Annotated in this window: 18 protein-coding genes; 5 read left to right on the top strand and 13 right to left on the bottom strand. The window is 62.8% G+C overall.

All coding sequences use genetic code 11. The features are described 5' to 3' along the window. The first annotated feature begins 200 nt into the window (after positions 1-200). The gene (locus tag ACZ5M5_RS17225; RefSeq protein ID WP_464737673.1) at positions 201-2,342 is read left to right on the top strand and encodes a TonB-dependent siderophore receptor; all 2,142 of its coding nucleotides are present in this window, start codon (positions 201-203) and stop codon (positions 2,340-2,342) included. Positions 2,343-2,462: 120 nt separating this feature from the next. Here ACZ5M5_RS17225 and ACZ5M5_RS17220 read toward each other — a convergent pair whose 3' ends face one another. Then, positions 2,463-3,197, bottom strand: a complete 735-nt coding sequence (locus tag ACZ5M5_RS17220) for an SDR family NAD(P)-dependent oxidoreductase (RefSeq protein WP_060742058.1) — start codon at positions 3,195-3,197, stop codon at positions 2,463-2,465. Positions 3,198-3,511: 314 nt separating this feature from the next. Next, complete coding sequence (locus tag ACZ5M5_RS17215; protein ID WP_092172994.1) at positions 3,512-3,718, bottom strand: tautomerase family protein; 207 nt, start codon at positions 3,716-3,718, stop codon at positions 3,512-3,514. A 128-nt stretch (positions 3,719-3,846) separates the two neighbouring features. On the opposite strand from ACZ5M5_RS17215, the gene ACZ5M5_RS17210 reads away from it, so the two are divergent. Then, positions 3,847-4,770, top strand: coding sequence for a LysR family transcriptional regulator (locus ACZ5M5_RS17210; protein WP_407806528.1), 924 nt, complete (start codon positions 3,847-3,849; stop codon positions 4,768-4,770). 51 nt (positions 4,771-4,821) lie between these two features. Here the strand turns inward: ACZ5M5_RS17210 and ACZ5M5_RS17205 are convergent, their stop codons facing one another. Further along, on the bottom strand, positions 4,822-5,256 hold the full coding sequence (locus tag ACZ5M5_RS17205; protein ID WP_060742061.1) for a nuclear transport factor 2 family protein: 435 nt from the start codon (positions 5,254-5,256) through the stop codon (positions 4,822-4,824). A gap of 320 nt (positions 5,257-5,576) precedes the next feature. Continuing rightward, positions 5,577-6,473: a LysR family transcriptional regulator gene (locus ACZ5M5_RS17200; protein WP_060742062.1), complete on the bottom strand. Its 897-nt coding sequence runs from the start codon at positions 6,471-6,473 to the stop codon at positions 5,577-5,579. Between the two features lie 108 nt (positions 6,474-6,581). On the opposite strand from ACZ5M5_RS17200, the gene ACZ5M5_RS17195 reads away from it, so the two are divergent. The 3 genes from ACZ5M5_RS17195 to ACZ5M5_RS17185 all read left to right on the top strand — a co-directional run bounded on the left by ACZ5M5_RS17195 (position 6,582) and on the right by ACZ5M5_RS17185 (position 10,869). Next, complete coding sequence (locus tag ACZ5M5_RS17195) at positions 6,582-7,979, top strand: MFS transporter (RefSeq protein WP_464737672.1); 1,398 nt, start codon at positions 6,582-6,584, stop codon at positions 7,977-7,979. Continuing rightward, positions 7,976-9,250 (top strand): glucarate dehydratase family protein, encoded by a 1,275-nt coding sequence (locus ACZ5M5_RS17190; protein WP_192261299.1) that lies wholly within the window; start codon positions 7,976-7,978, stop codon positions 9,248-9,250. Before ACZ5M5_RS17195 ends, ACZ5M5_RS17190 begins: the two co-directional genes overlap by 4 nt. A 434-nt stretch (positions 9,251-9,684) precedes the next feature. Continuing rightward, on the top strand, positions 9,685-10,869 hold the full coding sequence (locus ACZ5M5_RS17185; RefSeq protein ID WP_060742065.1) for a porin: 1,185 nt from the start codon (positions 9,685-9,687) through the stop codon (positions 10,867-10,869). A gap of 219 nt (positions 10,870-11,088) precedes the next feature. Here the strand turns inward: ACZ5M5_RS17185 and ACZ5M5_RS17180 are convergent, their stop codons facing one another. From ACZ5M5_RS17180 to ACZ5M5_RS17140, 9 genes are all read right to left on the bottom strand, one after another. Continuing rightward, positions 11,089-12,585, bottom strand: coding sequence for a cytochrome D1 domain-containing protein (locus ACZ5M5_RS17180; RefSeq protein WP_464737671.1), 1,497 nt, complete (start codon positions 12,583-12,585; stop codon positions 11,089-11,091). Then, on the bottom strand, positions 12,582-13,424 hold the full coding sequence (gene cobA / locus ACZ5M5_RS17175) for a uroporphyrinogen-III C-methyltransferase (RefSeq protein WP_464737670.1): 843 nt from the start codon (positions 13,422-13,424) through the stop codon (positions 12,582-12,584). The genes ACZ5M5_RS17180 and cobA overlap by 4 nt, the downstream gene beginning before the upstream one ends. A gap of 40 nt (positions 13,425-13,464) precedes the next feature. After that, the gene (nirJ, locus tag ACZ5M5_RS17170) at positions 13,465-14,643 is read right to left on the bottom strand and encodes a heme d1 biosynthesis radical SAM protein NirJ (RefSeq protein WP_464737669.1); all 1,179 of its coding nucleotides are present in this window, start codon (positions 14,641-14,643) and stop codon (positions 13,465-13,467) included. Between the two features lie 115 nt (positions 14,644-14,758). Further along, positions 14,759-15,328: a siroheme decarboxylase subunit beta gene (ahbB, locus tag ACZ5M5_RS17165; RefSeq protein WP_464737668.1), complete on the bottom strand. Its 570-nt coding sequence runs from the start codon at positions 15,326-15,328 to the stop codon at positions 14,759-14,761. Then, positions 15,303-15,746 carry an Lrp/AsnC family transcriptional regulator gene (locus ACZ5M5_RS17160; RefSeq protein ID WP_464737667.1) on the bottom strand — a complete coding sequence of 148 codons (444 nt, stop codon included), beginning with the start codon at positions 15,744-15,746 and terminating at the stop codon, positions 15,303-15,305. Before ACZ5M5_RS17160 ends, ahbB (ACZ5M5_RS17165) begins: the two co-directional genes overlap by 26 nt. Beyond that, on the bottom strand, positions 15,739-16,251 hold the full coding sequence (gene ahbB, locus ACZ5M5_RS17155) for a siroheme decarboxylase subunit beta (protein WP_464737666.1): 513 nt from the start codon (positions 16,249-16,251) through the stop codon (positions 15,739-15,741). Before ahbB (ACZ5M5_RS17155) ends, ACZ5M5_RS17160 begins: the two co-directional genes overlap by 8 nt. Continuing rightward, entirely contained in the window at positions 16,248-16,706 is a 459-nt protein-coding gene (locus ACZ5M5_RS17150; RefSeq protein WP_192261293.1) for an Lrp/AsnC family transcriptional regulator, read from the bottom strand. Before ACZ5M5_RS17150 ends, ahbB (ACZ5M5_RS17155) begins: the two co-directional genes overlap by 4 nt. 2 nt (positions 16,707-16,708) lie before the next feature. Beyond that, a complete protein-coding gene (locus ACZ5M5_RS17145) occupies positions 16,709-17,887 on the bottom strand; it encodes a cytochrome D1 domain-containing protein (RefSeq protein WP_464737665.1) in 1,179 nt (392 codons plus the stop codon). Beyond that, positions 17,884-18,186: a c-type cytochrome gene (locus tag ACZ5M5_RS17140; protein WP_237140833.1), complete on the bottom strand. Its 303-nt coding sequence runs from the start codon at positions 18,184-18,186 to the stop codon at positions 17,884-17,886. Before ACZ5M5_RS17140 ends, ACZ5M5_RS17145 begins: the two co-directional genes overlap by 4 nt. Positions 18,187-18,378 lie beyond the last annotated feature (192 nt).

The raw sequence follows: 18,378 nt of genomic DNA, 5'->3' as shown, positions 1-18,378 counted from the left end.
AGTAGCGGCCAATCATAAGACTTGTACGCTGAAGATCCCTGTGGGAGCAAAGCTTGCTCGCGATGGCTGACTAAATAGTTACGAAATATCCGGCGTTAATGGGAATAAATATCAAACAGCAATGAGTTGCTGTATCTTTCGCGACACATTCTTGTCAGCCTCCCGATGTGGAGGCTTTTTTCCATTAGGATTGTGCATCGATGCGTCGGATTCTCGTTTCACTGTGTGTGCTCCAGGCTTACTCCGTTTCCACCTGGGCCGAACAGCCAGTCCCAGCCAAGCCGGCCTCCCTTGAGTTGCAAGCCACGGATATCGTCGGTAACGCCGACTATGAATCAGCACAGGGACCGGTGAAGGGCTATCACGCCACCCGTTCGGCCAGTGCCACCCGTACCGACACGGCGATCCATGAAACCCCGCAATCCATTTCCGTGGTGTCCCGCGACGTGGTCGAAGACCTTGGCGCCACGCGCCTGCAAGATGCCCTCGATTACGCCGGCGGCGTAGGCCGGGCCAACAACTTTGGCGGCCAGGGCCTGACCACTTTTACTGTTCGCGGTTTCACCACCGGGGAGTTCTACCGCAACGGTTTCCCGATCAACCGTGGCTACCCGAACATGCCGGACGCCAACACCATCGAGCGGCTGGAAGTCCTGCGTGGCCCGGCCACCATGCTCTATGGCCGTGGCGATCCGGGCGGTACCTTCAACGTGGTGTCCAAGCAGCCGTTGGCCGAGCGCACGGTGACCCTGGGCAGCCAGGTCAGCGACCAGGGGATGCGTCGCGGTACGCTGGATGCGTCCGGCCCATTGGACGAAGAAGGGCGCCTGGCTTATCGCCTGAACGTGATCGGCGAGGGCGGCGATACGTTCCGCGACCACGTCGAGACCGAACGCTACGGCGTCGCGCCGGTGGTCTCCTGGCAGGTCAACGACACCACGCGCCTGACCTTCGAAGGCGATTTCATGCGCAACAACCATCCGCTGGACCGTGGCTTGACCCATTACGCCGGCCAGCGTGGCACCGCCTCGCGCGATACGTTCTTCGGCGAAAAAGACGCCGGCAAGCTTCACAACGACAACAACATGCTGCAGGTGCGCTTCGAGCACATGCTCAACGACGACTGGACCCTGGCTGGCGGTACCCAGTGGCTCGACGGCACCCTGCAGGGCAATGCCGTCGAAGGCAACGGCATCGCCGCCGATGGCCGCACCCTGGGGCGCAACTTCAACTACCGCAAATTGGAGTGGACCGACCGTGACACCCAACTCAACCTCACCGGGCATTTTTCCACCGGCGGGTTTGAGCACACGTTGTTGACGGGCATCGAGTATGAAGACTACGACTACCAGTCCATCATCCAGCGTTCCTCCGGCGCTGTCGGTGCCTACCCGATCGATATCTTCGACCCGGTGCATGGCCAGCCACGCCCGGCACTGACGCGCAAGCCCACCGATGACCAGGAGAACCTCAAGACGTTTGGCGTGTTCGTCCAGGATCAGGTGGCGCTGACGGAGCGCTTGAAGTTGTTGGCCGGAGCGCGGTTTGAGCGATTCGAGCATCAGTATGAGAGTTTCGTCCCCCAGAACCCGCCTGGTAGCCGGAACTGGGACGTCACCGACAGTGCTGTCACCCCACGCCTGGGTATGATCTACGACCTGACCGACACCGTGGCGGTCTATGCCAATACCGCACGCTCGTTCAAGCCCAACACTGGTGCCAGACTCCAGGGTGGAGGGTTCAAGCCGGAAGAAGGCAAGTCCTACGAAATGGGTGTCAAGTGGGAAGCGCTGGATCGCCAGTTGAGCGTCGACGCGGCGATCTACCAGATTGAAAAGCGCAACGTCCTCACGCCCGACCCACAGGATGCAACATTCAACGTGGCCGCTGGCGAAGTGCGCAGTCGCGGATTTGACTTGAACGTGGCGGGCAATTTGACGCCGCAATGGCGGGTGATCGGTGGCTATGCCTATGTAGATGCCGAAGTGACCAAGGACATCAGCATCCCGTCCGGCACCCGCTTGCTCAACGTGCCCAAGAACTCCTTCAGCCTGTTGAACGTCTACGAGTTCCAGGACGGTGGCCTCAAGGGCCTCGGTCTTGGCGTAGGTGCCAAGTACGTCGATGAGCGGGCCGGCAATACCGCGGCCAGCACCTTTACCATGGACAGCTACACCGTCGTGGACCTGCTCGGCTACTACAAGGTCAACGAGCGAATCCGCCTCAACCTGGACCTGAAGAACCTGTTTGACGCCGACTACGAAGAGGGTGCATTCGGTGGCGTCTATGCTTATCCAGGTGCACCGCGGACGGTACAGGCTGGGATTTCCTACACCCTTTGAGGCCGCGGGCAGTCGCAGTCCAGGTGGGAGCGAGCTTGCTCGCGATGGCGGTGTGTCAGTCAACATCAATCCCGACTGACCTGACGCCATCGCGAGCAAGCTCGCTCCCACAGTTTTTTCCTACCACTTACCGGTGCTCATCCCGCCGTCCACCGGCAGTATCGCGCCAGTCGTGAAATCAGCGCCCGCCAGGTACAACACGGCCTCGGCAATTTCCTCGATGGTGCCCACGCGACCGGCCGGGGCCAGGTTGTCGAGGAAGTCGCGGTGCGCCGGGTCATGCATGGGTGTGTCGATGATGCCGGGGGCGACCGCGTTGACCTTGATGTTGTGGGGCGACAGTTCCAGGGCCAGCGCACGGGTCATCTGGTTGACGCCGCCCTTGATCAACACGGGCAGCGCAGCCGGCACCTGGATGTTCGGTTGCAGCGCCACGGCGGCTGAAATGTTGATGATGAAGCCGCGCTGGCGCCCGATCATGTGCGCCGCTGCGGCCTGGCTGGCGTAGACGAGGCCTTTGAGGTTGGTGTCCAGCAGCGCGTCCAGGTCCTGGGGGCTGTATTCGACGAAGGGTTTCGGCAGGAAGAAACCGGCGTTGTTCACCAGCCCGTCAACGGCGCCAAACGCCTCGACAGCTTGGGCGATGAGGGCGGTTGAAGTGGCCGGGTCAGCGATGTCGCCGGCCACGGCCATGAAACCGGCCGGGTGGCCGAGCTGGGCGGCGGCAGCGTCCAGCCCGGACTGAGAGCGGGCATTGCCCACCACGTTGTATCCCCGGGCCAGGAACGCCTTGACCAAACCCAGGCCGATCCCGCTGGAAGCGCCGGTGATGATGACGGTTTTGTTGAGGCTCATGATTGACTCCTGATCGCATTGAATGGAACCGATGCGCCTGTATGGCGGTGGTTGAGATCAGGGTATTGATGCCTCAGGGTTTGATAAATAAGGCTTCTGGTACTTGAGTTGATACGTCATGTAATCAATGGCAGGGGCAGCACATAACCCCTGTGGGAGCGAGCTTGCTCGCGATAGCGTCAGGTCGGTCGGGAGTGATGTTGACTGACACGCCGCCATCGCGAGCAAGCTCGCTCCCACAGTGTTGTTGGGTTGTCGGATTGGCAGGCAGAAAAAAGCCCGGTCAATCGGACCGGGCTCGCAAGGGTGGGAGATTATTCCTTGGGAAGACTTCGATACTCGGTGGTCGTCATCCCCGCATAACCCCAGTTATCCGTATCCACTTCCTCGATCACGATATGGGTCAAGTGAGGGTCCTTGCCCAGCACGCGCTGGAGGGTTTCGGTGATTTCGGCAATCACCTGGGCTTTCTGTTCACGGGTGACGCCATCTCGGGTAATTCGCACATTGACGAAAGGCATGTTGCACTCCAGCTGATGGGAAATGGACGCAGGACAACGCCCGCGTGTTGCAAGGCCACTGTATTTATACGCCACGGGCTGATAAACAGGCCTTTGGAAACTTCAGTTGATACGCGGTGTAACGAATCATGAAGCGGCATTTCGAAGACCTGCAGTTGGGTAGCATAGAACTGTTCTGCCTCGCGGCGGAGGCGGGCAGTTTCACGGCCGCGGCGCAGTTGGCGGGGGTTACCCCGGCGGCGGTGAGCCGCTCGATCTTTCGCCTGGAAGAGCGCCTGGGCTCACGGCTTTTCGTGCGCACCACCCGCAGCATCCGCCTGACCGAAGCCGGCAAGACCTATTTCGAACAATGCCGGCAAGCGCTGACGCAGTTGGTCGAGGCGCAACAGGAAATGATGGGCGCGCAATCGGTGCCGTCCGGGCAACTGCGCATCAGCTTGCCCACCACCTACGGGCATCATCGGATCCTGCCCTTGCTGCCGGCCTTTCGGGCGTTGTACCCGCAAGTCAGCGTGGACCTGCACCTGAGCAATCGAAACATCGATTTCGTCGCCGAAGGTTATGACCTCGCCATCCGGGTGCGGGCCCAGCCGGACTCGTCGATGATCGCCCGTCTGCTGGAAGACGCGAAACTGGTGGTGGTCGCGTCCCCGGATTACCTGCGCAAGGCCGGCACGCCGCAGGTTCTTGAAGACCTGGACGACCACGAGTGCATCCAGTTCGAATTGCCCAGCAGCGGGCGACGGATATCCTGGTTGTTCAATGTCGAGGGCAAGGAAAAGGAGGTGTTCGGCGAAGGAGGGTATTGCTGTTCCGACGACGTGCTCGGCGGTGTGACGCTGGCCAAACATGGCGCCGGCTTGTTCCAGACCTACAAATTCATCGTGGAGCAGGAGCTGGCCAATGGGCAATTGGTGGAGGTACTTGCGCCTTTTGCGGGGCGCTCGCGTCCGTTTACCTTGCTGTATCCCCATGGCCGGTATGTGCCGCAACGGGTGCGTGCCTTCGTGGACTTCCTGTTGGAGTACCGGCAGCACTGGTCCGGAGCCTGACAAAACCTCCTCCCCACAATGAATCACATCAGTTTTGCGTTCAGCCAGCGATCAGAACCGAAACGCCTGACGACCGATCAGCAACCACTTGCCGTCTTTCTGCTTCTGCCAGATCTGGAAGTTCTCGATTTCCGTTGGCACCACTTCCGTGCCTTTGAGCGCCTGTGCCGAGAAGTGATTGCGCACCAGCGCAGTGTCCCCGGACAAGGTGATCTTCTGGTTTTGCATTTCCAGGGTCTTGAATGCGCTCTTGCCCGTTTCGATGTCGGCGATGAAGGCTTTCTTATCCTGGATGTTGCCGCTGGAGTGCCCGTAGGTGAGGTTTTCGGCGGCCAGTGCCTGGAGTTGGGGGATGTCTTTATGCAGCATGGCCTGGGTCAGGTGGTCGACGGCCTGGGCCACTTCCTGCTCGGCCGATGACGTGGCTGCCGCTGCGTAACCGCTGAACAGGCACAAGAAGCTGACGATCAATGTCGCTTTTTTCATGGGGATTTCCTTGTTGTTGTAGGTATCCGGAGCGTATGAGGGCTTGGTCGCTCTCGTCTGTCATCGTACAACTTGTCGAAGATAACGGGAATAGCCGAGTCGTTGGGCAATGTGCGAAATCAACCTGGCCTGGTCAAAAGCACCTCGGGGGATCGACAACAATGTGGCGAGGGAGCTTGCTCCCGCTGGGCTGCGCAGCAGCCCCAAAAAAACAACTCAATGAACCTGACACGCCTCGGCACCCATTCCAGGGGCTGCTTCGCAGCCCAGCGGGAGCAAGCTCCCTCGCCACAGGAGACTCTTTAGCCGTGATGGCGCATTCACAACCCTTCGCGCACCGCCCCACGAATCCCCTCCAGCAACATGGTAAACGCCGGATTATCGTTGTCCTCGCGCCACACCAGGTGCAACTCGCTCTGGACCCCTTCGCCCAGGTCGATCTCACGAAACACCACCTGCTTGAACACCACGCTGGTGGCGCATCGCGGTACCAGGGCCAGGCCCATGCCGGCGTTGACCAGGGCCAAGATCGTCAGCGACGACCCCAACCATTGGACGAATTGTGGCGCGACCCGGGCCGAGCGGAGCATGCCGGTGAGCAGTTCGTTGAAGGGCGGGTAGGCGGAGTGCGAGTACATGAGGAACGGCTGGGCGTCCAGGTCCTGGACGCTCACCGTGTCGGCAGTCGCCAGGGGATGTCCGGCGGGTACCGCCAGCACGAAGGGCTCGCGCACCAGGCACTCGGTGGCATAGCCGGTTTCCAGCAGCGGCGAGCGGACGATGCCCAGGTCGATGCGCCGGGCACGCAGGGCTTCGTGCTGCTGGTAGGTGTTCATCTCCGCCAGGACGATTTTGACCTGGGGCTGTTTCAGCCGGGCCTCGGCAATCACTTTGGGCAAGAACTCGTACACCGCGCTGCCGACGAAGCTGATGGTCACCGAACCGATGTCGCCCTGGGCGAAACGCCGGGCCGCCACGGCGGCTTGTTGTGCCTGTTCCAACAGGTTCTGCGCTTCGATGAAAAACGCCCGGCCGGCGGCGGTGAGTGCCACGCTGCGGGTGCTGCGGGTGAACAGTTCGACGCCCAGGTGATGTTCCAGCAATTGGATCTGCCGGCTCAGCGGTGGCTGGGTCATGTTCAGGCGTTCGGCGGCGCGACGGAAGTTGAGTTCGGTCGCCACGGTGGTGAAGCAGCGCAACTGGGCCAGTTCAAACATTGATTCAATCCAGGTATCAATCAAGTGCCAAGTTAGATTAGACGGGAACAATCCACCGCGTCCATCATCGTCCCGTTCCCCACAAAAACAATGATCGGGAGGCACCCCTTGAATAACGTAACGGACTCCACCCATGACAGCACCCTGGCGCTCGCGGCGGCCAAGGTCAAACGTCATGTACTGCCGTTGGTGGTGGTGATGTTCATCGTCAACTACATCGACCGGGTCAACATCGGTTTCGTGCGCAGTCACCTGGAAACCGACCTGGGCATCGGTGCCGCGGCCTACGGGCTCGGGGCCGGGTTGTTCTTCGTCGGCTACGCGCTGTTCGAAGTCCCGTCCAACATGCTGTTGCAACGCTACGGCGCACGGGCCTGGCTGACGCGCATCATGTTCACCTGGGGCGCGGCGGCGATGGCCATGGCCTTTGTGCAAGGTGAGACCAGCTTCTATGTGCTGCGCTTCATTCTCGGCGCCGCGGAGGCGGGCTTCTTTCCCGGCATCATCTACTACTTCACCCAGTGGTTGCCTGCCAACGAGCGCGGCAAGGCGATGGCGATCTTTCTCAGCGGTTCGGCCATCGCCTCGGTGATTTCCGGCCCGGTGTCTGGCGCCTTGCTGCACATCAGCGGGATGGGCCTGCATGGCTGGCAATGGATGTTCCTGATCGAAGGTTTTGCCTCCATCGTGCTGTGCGGGTTTGTCTGGTTCTGGCTGCAATCGCACCCGAGCCAGGCCAAATGGCTGACGGCTGAAGAGAAAGCCGTATTGATCGCCGCCATCGCCGAAGAGCAGCGGGCCCGGGAAGCCGCGCAAGTGATCAAGCCGTCGATGTTCAAGTTGCTGGCCGACCGACAGATCGCGCTGTTCTGCTTCATCTATTTCTCCATCGCCCTGACCATCTACGGCGCCACGTTCTGGCTACCGAGCATGATCAAGAAAATGGGGGGGCTGGGGGACTTCCAGGTCGGTTTGCTCAATTCCAGTCCGTGGATCATTTCCATCGTCGCGATGTACGGCTTTGCCGCCCTGGCCGGTAAATGGAAATTCCAGCAGGCCTGGGTCGCGGTGACGCTGGTGATCGCTGCGTTCGGCATGTTCATGTCCACCACCGGCGGGCCGATCTTTGCCTTCGTGGCGATCTGTTTCGCGGCCATCGGTTTCAAGGCCGCGTCGGCGTTGTTCTGGCCGATTCCCCAAAGTTACCTGGATGCCCGTGTCGCGGCGGCGGTGATCGCCTTGATTAACTCCATCGGCAACCTCGGCGGCTTCGTCGCGCCCACGGCTTTCGGTTTCCTGGAACAGACCACGGGCTCCATCGAGGGCGGCCTGTATGGGCTGGCCGCGACCTCGCTTGTCGCCGCCGTGGTGATTTTTTTCGCCCGCACCGCGCCGAAGCGCGACACCCCGAACTCACTGTCCGGCCGGCCCGAAACCGTTGCCGAAGCGAATCAGCCGGAAAAATCGCAAGCCTTGAAACCTGGCCCATCGGGAGCCGCTGTATGAAGATCAAACGCGTCACCGTGACACCCATCGCTTTTCGCGATCCACCCTTGCTCAACGCCAGCGGTATCCATGAGCCGTTCGCGCTGCGCTCGATCATCGAGATCGAGAGCGACAACGGTTACATAGGCCTGGGGGAGAGCTACGGCGATGCCCCGGCCCTGGCGATCCAGCAGCAGTTGCAGAGCCAGTTGATCGGCCTGGACCCGTTCAACCTCAATCAGTTGCGGGCCATCGTCCAGGCGACCGTCGCCGCGCAGAAACCGGCCAGCGTTGCCGGTGCCGAACTGGCACCGGGCTCCCATGCGAGCAAGGCGGTGAGCAATGCCTACTCGGCGTTCGAAGTGGCCTGCCTGGATTTGCAGGCCCACTCCCTGAACGTGCCACTGGTGGACCTGCTGGGCGGCGCGATTCGCGACGAGATCCCGTTCAGTGCCTACCTGTTTTTCAAGTACGCCGAGCACATCGATTCGCCGTACCCGCCCGACAGTTGGGGCGAGGCGCTCAACGAGCAGCAGATCGTCGCCCAGGCCCGGCGGATGATCCAGGACTATGGCTTCAAGAGCATCAAGCTCAAGGCCGGCGCCCTCGATCCGGAACATGAAGTGGCGTGCATCAAGGCGCTGAAACAGGCCTTTCCCGGCTACCCGTTGCGCATCGATCCCAATGCCAACTGGTCCCTGGAGACCTCGATTCGCATGGCCGAGCTGCTGGGGGATGACCTGCAGTATTACGAAGACCCGACGCCAGGGCTGGAAGGCATGGCCGAGCTGCACAAGCGCACGGGGCTGCCGCTGGCGACCAATATGGTGGTCACCGATTTCGATGAGTTCCGCCGTAGCGTGGCCCTGGACAGCGTGCAGATCGTCTTGGCCGACCACCATTATTGGGGTGGTCTGCGGGACACCCAGGCCCTGGCGAAAATGTGCAGTACCTTCGGCCTGGGTGTGTCGATGCATTCGAACTCGCACTTGGGCATCAGCCTCATGGCCATGGCCCACGTGGCGGCCGCGGTGCCGAACCTGGACTACGCCTGCGACACCCATTACCCGTGGCAGGAGCCGGATGAAGAAGTGATCAAGGGCGGCAAACTGCCGATTGTCGACGGCTGCGTGAAGATCACCCGGGCGCCTGGCCTTGGCTTGGAACTGGACCGGGATCAGCTGGGCAAGCTGCATGACCAGTTTCTCAGTTGCGGTATCCGTCAGCGCGACGATGTGCGGCAGATGCAGCGCTACCGGCCGGAGTGGAAGACCGTCAAGCCGAGGTTCTGATACATCGCAGAGGGTCCTGTGGGAGCAAGGTCTGTGGGAGCAAGGCTTGCCCGCGATAGCCGCGCCGCGGTCGAATAGCTGAACCGCGTTATCGTTCATCGCGGGCAAGCCTTGCTCCCACAGATATTCCCACAGGCTTCCTACAGGTCTTGCTCCCTTAGATACCCCTCGCCACAAGGTCAGTGGTATTTAGCACCAACCCAACATCCTCCCAGCCCACCCAGCGGCCCACACCCAAAGTATCGCACCCGTCGGCAAGGCAGTCTTACACCCAAGCTGTCGCGCCCCTCGACCTCGCCGTCTTACACCCAAACTGCCGCGCCGGGCCGGCGCTGCCAAAGCATTCGCCAATTGCCTCCAAGGCAGCGTATGACGCGCCCTGGCACCTTTCGATAATCGCCTCCGACATCCCGTCCCCTGTTGCGGAGCGCGCCATGCACAACAATAAAAATACCTGCCTGCGTTTTTTGCCTGCGGTCATCGCCGGTCTTTCCAGTCTGGGCCTGACGTCTTGGGCCAACGCTGAAATCATGCTGTACGACAAGGACCAGACCACTTTTTCCACCGACGGCTACATCAACGCCTTTTACGTCAACAGCGACGTGGACCGCGCGGGTGAGCAGTACGACCGTCGGCAGGCGCGGGTCAAGATGGGCTTTTTGCCCAACTACCTGGGCTTCAACATGGGCAAGCAGGTCGATGACCTCAAGCTCGGCGCCCGGGCTTCGTTCTGGGTGACCATCAACGACAGTGAAACCAATGGCACCGACACCGCCATCGACGTGCGCCAGTTCTACGGCACCGTGGCCAACCCGGAGTGGGGCGAAGTGCTGATCGGCAAGGACTTCGGCCTGTTTGCCCGCTCCAACATCCTGCTGGACGAACTGCTCGCCGGTTATGGTCAGGTCAGCGATACCCTGGGGCTGGTGGACGGCGGTGGCGTGTCGTTCGGCAACATCGGCAGCGGTTACCCGTACCCGTTCCCGACCTCGCAGATCACCTACCGCACACCCGTGATGGACGGGCTGCGGGTGGCGGTGGGGATCATGGACCCGGTGGACACCAACGACAACAGCGCTACCGGCAAGGCCTATCAGGAAAACCCGCGCACCGAGAGCGAGATCACCTACCAGTTCGACCTGGGCGGGGCGAAGATCTACAGCTGGCTCAACGGCAGCTACCAGACCTCGGACAACACCGATTCCACCGTCGAGTCGGTAACTTCCAAAGGCCTGGGGTATGGCGTGCAGGCGAAGATGGGTGGGTTGTCGCTCACCGGTTCGGGGTTCCAGGCCAAGGGCATCAACCCGTTCTTCACCAACAACGCCGGCGAAGCCACCCTGCGCAATGTCGACAGCAAGGGCTACCTGTTGCAGGGCTCGTACAAGCTGGGCAAGAACCGTCTGGCGCTGTCCTACGGCAAGACCGATGACGACGGCAACGGCGTGGTAGGCAGTGGCGCCGATTACGAAACCCGGGGCATCGCGCTGTTCCACGATATCAACGACAACCTCAAGCTCGTGGCCGAGTACAACCAGTTCGAAATCAACGGCCACGACACCAGTGCGCAGAACGAAGACACCGACACCTTTGCGGTGGGCGCGGTGCTCACCTGGTAAGAGTTGGATCCTTTGGGTCCGACGCCGTCTGTGGGAGCAAGGCTTGCCCGCGATAGCCGCGCCGCATTCGAACAGATGAACCGCGTTATCGTTCATCGCGGGCAGCCTTGCTCCCACAGATAAATCCCCTCGCCACAATAGTCATTCCAACTGGACACCGTCGCAGTCTTTTGTGGCGGGGAAGTTTGCTCCCGGGGGCTGCGCATCAGCCCCCTTTTTTCAGTGGGATGTCCCCTCGGCGAACTCGATCTTGTTGCCGACGTTGTACTTGCCCGAAGGCTTGTTCATGGGCAGGCGCTTGATTTCCTTGAGGGTGTTGCTGTCGTAGACGATCAGCGCGCCATCGGTGTCCCAGATACTCAGCAGCAAGTAGCGCCCGTCGCGGGTGAACTCGACGTGGGCGGCGGTCTTGCCGGGCATGGGCCGCAGGGTGTGGGCGATTTCCAGGGTCTGTTTGTCGATCAGGTGGATGGCGTCGTTGTCGGGGCCGAAGAACACATCGGTCCAGGCGTAGCGAGAGTTGGCATGGCTGCGCAGGAAGAAACCCGGCCCCAGGGTGGGGATCTGCTTGATGACTTTCCAGGTGTCGAAGTCGATCACCGAGATCAGCCCCTTGCTGATGTTGGGCGTGGCGAACACCCAGTGCCCATCGCGTTTCCAATAGGTCCCCGAGCCCAGGTGCGGCATGCCCGGCAGCGCGATGTCGGTGACGATCCGCCCTGTGTCGAGGTCGATCACCTGGCCGCCCTGGGCCTTGCGCGAGGTGGCGAGCAACTGCCGGTAGTCGGGCGAGAAGGAAAAGTCGTCGAGATAATCCTCGGCCTCGATCCGCCTGGGCACGAAGTCCGGGTTCGGCCCGGTGGACAGCTCCCAGACCTCCTTCACGTCCTTCAAGGCCACGATGAAGCTGTTGCGCGGCGGCGCGGTATAGACCGCACTGACCCGCGAGGCCTGGCCGTCCAGCCCCACCGTTGCAACCGTCTTGACCAGCGACAGGTCGCGGGCATCCAGCACCACCACGTTGCCCGGCAGGGTGTTGCCCACCAGCACCCAGCGCCCGTCCTTGCTCACCGCCAGGTTGCGGGTATTGAGCCCGGCCCGCACCTCGGCGATGAGCGTGAGGTTGTGCAAGTCATACAGACTGATCCAGCCATCCCGGGAGGCGAAATAGACGAAGCGTCCGTCCGGCGAAAATTTCGGTCCGCCATGTAGCGCAAAGTGTGAGGCGAAGCGCGCCAGGACCTCGAAGCGATCCCCGTCGATGATATCGACGTGATGGTCGCCAGCCTCCACCACCACGAACAGGTTCAGCGGATCGGCGTGGTGCTGGGGTTTATCGGGCAGGGTGGCGACATCCGCCAGCAGGCGATGGCTGCGGCGAGTGTCGTCCTCGCTCCAGGTCGGTTCGACGGCGGGCGGACGTTGGAGATAGTGGGTCAGGCCATCGATCTGCACGGGCTCCAGCACCGCGCCGAATGCCGCCATCTGACTGGCCGGGCGTCCATGCTCGATCACCTGGCGAATCTCGTCGGGCTTGATCCGGCTCAGGCTCTGGGGCAACAACGCCGGCCCGGCAGCGCCGATGCGATTGACCCCGTGGCACTGCTGGCAGTGTTGCTGGTAGTTGCGTTCGGCCAATGCCAGGTCCGATTCAGGCGCCGTGGCAGCGTGGACGGCACTGATCCACAGCAACGGGGCAAGCCAGCCGATTCTCATGATGCCACCCTCGCGATACCGGGCTGGAGCGGTATGCCCGGGTGCAGGCGCGCTGGATGCTCCAGCAGTTGATGGGCAAACAAGCCGACCACCTTGCCGATCACCGTCAAGGTCGGCAGGCCTTCGGCGCACGTCAGTGCCATCTCCGGCAATTGCTGGAGGGTGCCACGCAGGACCTGCTGGTCGGGTCGCGTGCCGTTGCTGATCAAGGCCGCTGGCGTGTCGGCCGCCAGGCCCGCCGCGATCAGCTGCGTGGCGATGGTGCCGAGGTTCGACAAGCCCATGTAGAACACCAGGGTCTGGCTGTCATCCGCCAGGCTTTGCCAGGGCAGGTTCAAGTCGCCTTCGCGTTGCAGATGACCGGTGATGAAACGACAGGAATTGACCATGTCGCGATGGGTCAGGGGAATCCCGGCATAGGTGCTGCAACCGGCCGCGGCGGTGATGCCGGGCACCACCTGGCAATCGATACCCCGGGCCAGCAGATACTCCAGCTCTTCGGCACCGCGACCGAAGATGAACGGATCACCGCCTTTGAGCCGCACCACCCGTTGGCCCAGGTCGGCCAGGTCGGCGAGCAGTTCGTTGATTTGTGGCTGGGGCAGGCTGTGGCAGCCGGCGGCCTTGCCGACGTAGTGCCGGGCGCAGGGCAGGGGGATCAGGTTGAGCAGTTGCGGGCTGATCAAGCGGTCGTAGACCACCGCGTCGGCCTGCATCAACAGGCTCCAGGCGCGCAAGGTCAGCAGGCCCGGATCACCGGGGCCGGCGCCGACCAGGGCGACCTCACCCGGTCTGAAGGGTGATTGCAGGGCAGCGGGCAAAACGATGGAGGCAGGCATGGGACTTCCTTGGTTCGTCATCAGGTTCGCCGTCGGTTTATCAGGCGCAGGGCATCGCAACGCTGGGAATCGCGTGCAGGCCAATTTCGTCATCGCTGAGGTGGCAGCCGGGGTCCTGGCCCCACAGGTCGCCGTCGGCCCAGGCGCGGGTGCGGGTATTGCCGTTGCAGATGTCCAGCCAGCGGCATTGCCCACAACGGCCGCCCACGGCCCGTGGATGTTCGCGCAGCTTCAGCAACAGGGTATCGGGGCGGTCTGACCAGAGTGTCTTGAACGGCGTCTGGCGCACGTTGCCCACCGAATGCTGCCACCAGTACGTGTCGGGGTGGACCTCGCCGGTATTGTCGATGTTGGCGATGCCGCTGCCCGACGCATTGCCGCCCCAGGCCCGCAGCATCTGCTCCAGTGCGGCGTAGTGCTGGGGCATGCGCCGGGATACCCACTGCAGCAACAGGATCGCATCGGCGTCGTTGTTGCCGCTGACGAAGTCACTGTCGCGGCCCTGTTCGATGTCGTGCCAGGCTTGCTCGAAGATCAGGGTCATGGCCTCGCGACTCATCTGCTGATGGGCATCGAGCTTGCGACTGCGCTTGCCCCGGCCGCTGTAGTTCAGATGCGACAGATAGAATTTCTGTACGTCGTACTCATCCATCAAGTCCAGCAAGCGCGGCAACTGGGCGTGGTTGTGCTGGGTGAGGGTGGTGCGCAATCCGACCCGGATGCCTTGCTCGCGGCAAAGCCGGATGGCCGCCATGGAGCTGGCGAAGCTGCCCTTGAGCTGGCGGAACTCATCGTGGGTCGCTTCCAGGCCGTCGATGCTGATGCCGACGTAATCGAAGTTCGCCGCGGCAATCTGTTGGATATTGGAGGCGTCGATCAGTGTGCCGTTGGTGGATAGGGCCAGGAAAAAGTCCTTGCTGCGGGCATAGGCACTGAGTTGGAACAGGTCGTCGCGCAGCAGCGGTTCGCCGCCGGACAGGATCAGCACACGCACCCCGGCGTCATGCAAGTCATCGATGACCTTGAGCGCCGCCGCGGTGTCCAGTTCGTCGCGAAACACGCTGTCGGCCGATGTCGCATAGCAGTGCTTGCAGGTCAGGTTGCAACGCCTGAGCAGGTTCCAGATCACCACCGGCGGGCGGTGCTTGCCCGGTGGCGCGACGCGTGGGGCGGGGCATTGCCCGGCCAGGGCTCGCAGATAGTGGCTGATCCTCAACATAAAGCGCTCCTTCGATTTCGATCGACGTGCGGGTTCAGCGCGGCTTATCCCCGCGTTGTGGGAGCAAGGCTTTGGTGGGAGCAAGGCTTGCCCGCGATGAAGCCGATGCGCTCCTTCATAAAACCGACGCCCCTGTTTCGCGAGCAAGCTTTGCTCCCACAGGCGTCAGACGCAGGCCGGTTTTTTTCAGGATGCGGCTGCTCACCAGCATGTCGTCGGCGGCGCAGGCGTCCCCCAGCAGGTAGCGCAGGTGTTCGCGGTAGCTGTCGATTTCTTCGCGGCTGCGGCCGTGGACCATGGCGAACAGGTTGTAGCGCCAGCCGGGCCGGCGCGGCCGCCGGTAGCAGTGGCTGACGAAGGGCTGCGCCCCCAGCAGCGCGCCGAGGCGCGAGATGTCGGCGTCGGCCACGTCCCAGACCGTCATGCCGTTGTGGCGATAACCCAGGCGGTAGTGATTGGGCACGGCGGCGATGCGCCGGATCGCCCCTTCGACCTGCAGGCGCTTGAGCAGGTCGAGGGTGGATTCCACGCTCAAGCCCAGTTGCTCGGCCAGCCAGGCCCAGGGGTCTTCGAGCAAGGGCAGGCCGGCCTGGGTCAGTTCCACCAGGCGCAACGCCAAGGGCGTTTCATCCAGCCGTGGCGACGCTTGCCACGCAGCCTCAGACGGGGAAATACAGGCCGACATGGTAGGTCTCCTCTTTGGGCAGGTTCAGTGGCACCAGGCCGGTCAGGTGTTCGATGCGCCGCAGGGTGTCGTCGATCGCCTGTTCGCTGGGGCAGGCGAGCACGAACCACATGTTCCAGGTGTGCTCGCGGCGGTAGTTGTGGGCCACTTCGGGCATGTCGGCGAGCAGCTCGGCAATGGCTTCGAAGCGCGGTTCGGGCACCGCCAGCGCCGCCAGGGTGAACGCGCCGCCCAGGCGGTCGATGTCGAACATCGGGCCGAAGCGGGTGAGTACGCCGTCGTTGAGCAGTTCGTGCAGGCGGTCGAGCAATTCAGTGCTGCTGCTGTCCAGTTCCTGGGCCAGGGCTTGCCAAGGATGGCGGACCAGCGGCAGGCCCAGTTGCAGGCGATTGATCAGGCGGCGGTCGAGGTCATCCATCGATACGGGCTCCGACCGGTGCGGCGTAACGTGCGCCGCATTGCTTGAACAGGTGCGTGCTGAACAGCAATTGATGGGGCAGGTCGTCCAGCAAGTGTTCTTCCAGCAGCGCCTGGACCTGGGCTTCGACGCGGTCGCGCTGGCGACCGTGGATCATGCAGAACAGGTTGTATTGCCACTGTGGCAGGCGCCGCGGGCGCTGGTAGCAAAGGTTGATGCCGGGGGCCTGGCCGAGGCGCCGACCGACTTCATCGACCAGGGCATCCGGCACGTCCAGCACCAGCATGGCGTTGGCGGCAAACCCCAGGGCGCGATGGTTGACCACCAGGCCGACGCGCCGGAACAGGCCCTGTTCGTGCCAGCGCTGCACCTGCTCGAGCACCTGGGGCTCGCTGGCCTCGATCTGCTCGGCCAGGGCCTGGAAAGGCCGCGATGTCAGGGGCAGGCCGGTTTCCAGCAGACGGCGCAGTGCCAGTGACTGTTGCTCGCTCAGGGCGTTTTTCATGGGGTGGCCTCCAGGGCAAAGCCCAGGTCGATGCGGTAGGCGGTGAGCATGGGCAGGTCCAGTGGCGTGAGACCGGTGTCGTGTTCCAGTTCCTGGAGGATGTTGTCCAGGTGGGCCCGGTTGGGGCCGGTCAGTACGAACCAGAGGTTGTAGCGATGCTCCCGGGCATAGTTGTGATTGACTTCCGGGTATTGGCTGACGCGTGCCGCCACCTGGTGCAAGCGGTCTTCGGGCACGGCCAGGGCGGCGAGGGTGCTGGCCCCGGCCCGGGTGTGTTCGAACACCGGGCCGACGCGCGATAAGGTCCCGGCCACTTGCAGATGGTGCAGGCAGTCGATGACCTGGGCTTCGCTGCAGCCCAAGGCCTCGGCCATGGCTTGATAGGGCTCGGCGCACAGCGGCAGGCCATGCTGGAATCGATCGATCAGGCGCCGGGCCAGTGAGTTGAGTGTCATGGTCAGTACCCCGGCTTGTGGGCGCGGCTGCTGAAGAAAATGCCGCTGGGGCTCAGGGCCGGCAAGCTGCCCAGGCGTTCGAGGCGATAAGGGTCCCAGACCTGCACCTGACCGCCATCCCGGGCGGACAGCCACAGTTGGTCGCCTCGGGCGGTGAACTCCATGTGCAGCACTGCCGGACCCGGCCGCAGGTCGGCAACGATGGCGTGGGTCTGGGTGTCGATGACCTGGACGCGGTCGTTGTCCGGGTAGGCGAAGTTGACCCACAACTGTCGGCCATCCGGTCGCGCTGTGACGAACACCGGTTGACCGGCCACGGCGATGGCGTCGGTCTGTTGCCAGTCCTGGGCGTTCATCACCAACACTTGGTGATGCCCGACGGCGGGCACGAAGGCTTGCCGGTCGGCGATGGCCCAGCCTTCCAGGTGCGGCATCTTGTACACCGGGAGCCGCTCCTGGCCGCGCCCGTAATGCCCCAGTACCCGTTTCACCCCGCGTTCCGGGTGCCAGAGATCGAGTTGGGCCATGCCGTCTTCACCGAACAGTCCGGCCATGTAATAACGCCCGTCCGGGGTGATCAGGGCGTCGTAGGGTTGCTGGCCAATGGCGGTGAAACGCTCGATGCGCGGGGTGAGGCCCAGGCTGAAATCGGCGCTCCAGATTTCGCCGGTGTCGAACAGACTGAACACGAAGCGTTGTCCCGGCGCATCCACCAAGCCCACCACCCGTGAGCGCTTTTGGCCGCCCGGCAACGGCGTGGCCGGGATGTCGGCGATCTGTTCCAGGGTCCGGGCATCGAACACCTTGACGCCGCCGGGCTCGTAGTTGGAAACGGCGATCAGTTTGCCGTCCTGGCTGATCGCGCCGCCGATGCTGTTGCCGCCCTGGATGATCCGGCGTTCGACGCGCGCACTCAGCAGGTCGACCTTGCTCAGGCCGCCATCACGGCCGAAGACATAGGCGTAGCGCTGGTCGCGGGAAAACACCACCGAGGCGTGGGACAAGTCGCCCAGGCCTTCGACGCGGCCCAGGGCGGTGCGGGTGTCGCTTTCGATGATTTGCAGGCTGCCGCTGGCGCGCTCCACCACCACGCCCAAATCGCCGGTACCGCGCAACGGTGTCTGGGCGCAACCGCAGAGCAGCAGGGCGATGGCGGTGGAGGACAGGAAGGAACGGATCATGAGGCGGGTTTTCCTTGAAGGAGCCGGTCCACCAGCCAGCGAATGTCGTCGGGCGCAAGCAACGCTGCCCAACCGGGCATGGCGCTGCCGGGCCGTCCGAGGGTGACGGTGGCGATGAGGCTGTCGCGGGATTTTCCGGCCAGGGCTTCGTGGGTCAGGGGCGGACCGAGGCCGCCGGTCAGGTACAGGCCGTGGCAGGCGCCACAGTCCTGGTCCAGCAGATGTTGCAATTGGGCCTGGCGCTGGCTGTCGGGAGCGGCCAGCACGCAGGAAGAGAAAGCGAAGAGGAGGGTGGTCATCGAGATTGCGGTGTTGTGTCGTTCCATGACGTCCTCCTGATCAAGACAAAACATCGGCTATAGCTTTTTGTGGCGAGGGAGCTTGCTCCCGCTGGGCTGCGCAGCAGCCCCAATAGCAACCTGACGACTCAGTGTGTCAGGCAAACCCAAGGGGCTGCTTCGCAGCCCAGCGGGAGCAAGCTCCCTCGCCAC

The organism is Pseudomonas sp. Van50 (assembly GCF_055390755.1).
This window is presented reverse-complemented; position numbering and strand designations above follow the sequence as displayed.

Bases quoted from the DNA above. Each gene is read 5' to 3' on its own strand.
- ACZ5M5_RS17210 (WP_407806528.1), top strand. From the start codon at position 3,847: ATGAAGCGGCATTTCGAAGACCTGCAGTTGGGTAGCATAGAACTGTTC.
- ACZ5M5_RS17145 (WP_464737665.1), bottom strand. From the start codon at position 17,887: ATGATCCGTTCCTTCCTGTCCTCCACCGCCATCGCCCTGCTGCTCTGC.
- ACZ5M5_RS17220 (WP_060742058.1), bottom strand. From the start codon at position 3,197: ATGAGCCTCAACAAAACCGTCATCATCACCGGCGCTTCCAGCGGGATC.
- cobA (WP_464737670.1), bottom strand. From the start codon at position 13,424: ATGCCTGCCTCCATCGTTTTGCCCGCTGCCCTGCAATCACCCTTCAGA.
- ACZ5M5_RS17225 (WP_464737673.1), top strand. From the start codon at position 201: ATGCGTCGGATTCTCGTTTCACTGTGTGTGCTCCAGGCTTACTCCGTT.
- ahbB (WP_464737666.1), bottom strand. From the start codon at position 16,251: ATGAAAAACGCCCTGAGCGAGCAACAGTCACTGGCACTGCGCCGTCTG.
- nirJ (WP_464737669.1), bottom strand. From the start codon at position 14,643: ATGTTGAGGATCAGCCACTATCTGCGAGCCCTGGCCGGGCAATGCCCC.
- ACZ5M5_RS17215 (WP_092172994.1), bottom strand. From the start codon at position 3,718: ATGCCTTTCGTCAATGTGCGAATTACCCGAGATGGCGTCACCCGTGAA.
- ahbB (WP_464737668.1), bottom strand. From the start codon at position 15,328: ATGTCGGCCTGTATTTCCCCGTCTGAGGCTGCGTGGCAAGCGTCGCCA.
- ACZ5M5_RS17160 (WP_464737667.1), bottom strand. From the start codon at position 15,746: ATGGATGACCTCGACCGCCGCCTGATCAATCGCCTGCAACTGGGCCTG.
- ACZ5M5_RS17205 (WP_060742061.1), bottom strand. From the start codon at position 5,256: ATGAAAAAAGCGACATTGATCGTCAGCTTCTTGTGCCTGTTCAGCGGT.
- ACZ5M5_RS17150 (WP_192261293.1), bottom strand. From the start codon at position 16,706: ATGACACTCAACTCACTGGCCCGGCGCCTGATCGATCGATTCCAGCAT.
- ACZ5M5_RS17190 (WP_192261299.1), top strand. From the start codon at position 7,976: ATGAAGATCAAACGCGTCACCGTGACACCCATCGCTTTTCGCGATCCA.
- ACZ5M5_RS17185 (WP_060742065.1), top strand. From the start codon at position 9,685: ATGCACAACAATAAAAATACCTGCCTGCGTTTTTTGCCTGCGGTCATC.
- ACZ5M5_RS17180 (WP_464737671.1), bottom strand. From the start codon at position 12,585: ATGAGAATCGGCTGGCTTGCCCCGTTGCTGTGGATCAGTGCCGTCCAC.
- ACZ5M5_RS17200 (WP_060742062.1), bottom strand. From the start codon at position 6,473: ATGTTTGAACTGGCCCAGTTGCGCTGCTTCACCACCGTGGCGACCGAA.
- ACZ5M5_RS17140 (WP_237140833.1), bottom strand. From the start codon at position 18,186: ATGACCACCCTCCTCTTCGCTTTCTCTTCCTGCGTGCTGGCCGCTCCC.